This window comes from Endozoicomonas sp. SESOKO3, from assembly GCF_024606255.1.
This window is the reverse complement of record NZ_JAHHPR010000651.1, coordinates 1-1,060: the sequence shown is the minus strand read 5'-3', so window position 1 is coordinate 1,060 and position 1,060 is coordinate 1. Positions and strand designations below refer to the sequence as shown.

At 38.9% G+C, this 1,060-nt stretch carries 1 protein-coding gene; it reads left to right on the top strand.

Annotated elements, in window-relative coordinates; translation table 11 throughout:
• Positions 1–25: 25 nt before the first annotated feature.
• Positions 26–1,060 (top strand): hypothetical protein (locus tag KDK18_RS11460; protein WP_257255038.1); only part of this gene is annotated, 1,035 nt, incomplete at its 3' end.

Below are 1,060 nucleotides of genomic sequence, written 5' to 3'. Positions count from 1 at the left end.
GAGAGAGTATTTTAATCGACATGTTATGGATGTTATTTTTTCCGGGCGCTGTGATCGCATTGTCAAAACCATGTTTGATGACTCCTTTTTTGGGACTGACAATGAAGCGAAGGCGTCAAATAGACCAAACCTTAAATTGGGTGAAGAGCTTGAATATGATGTTAAAAATGAGCTTTCCCGTACACGAGGTCGGCTTTGTGATATTTTTTCATCTCAACTACCAGAAAAAGGGATGACTTGTCGCGCTATCACTGACAGTCGTGGTGTACACTATGGTTTTGACGATCGCTTTACCGTAGTCTCTTTTTATGACTCGTCTGCGTGGTTTGAAATAAATTGCACGCCTTACCATTCTGATGATCAACTTGCGGAATTATCTTTTGAGAAGGTGATTGAAGTCACTGATTCAATGCGTAAAAAAGGATTGATTGATTATAGTTCCGGGCATAAACACGTCGATGTTTTGAGTGCCACTCAGGGTGATACCGGTGTGCTTCTGGTGATGGAGTCTGAGATTCAGCGAAATCCTTTTTTGCTGAGGGCGTTTGGAAATAATGATCGTATACTGCAGAAAAATGAAGCCAGATGGTACAAAACATTTGCTGATTACAATCCAGACGCAAAACCTTTTGCCGTAAAACGGTTAAATACGATCATTGACCGATACAATAAAAAAATAGAAGAAAATCATACTGAAAAGCCAAGCCATAAAGAGAGCACTGATTCGGAAAAAAAAGAAAGGCTTGAGGAATTTGCACATTTTTATAGCCAGCTTGTTCATATGACGAGTATACAAAAGGGTCTTGGTTATATTGATATTGATATAATGGAAAAATATATGGCTATGTCTTTGTTGCATATTACCGGAGCAAACAGAGTCAACAAATTATCAACGCTGGAGTTTCGTTTTTTCCGTTGTCCGAAAACGGTACAGGAAATCAAATTAATTAATCAATTTTTACACGCCTGGTTTCAATATATTCATCAGTGCAGAAAGGATAAGATCCCTTTGCAGCCTGTCCCTGAAAATATCCAATCCTGCAAAGAGTATACGGCAGAG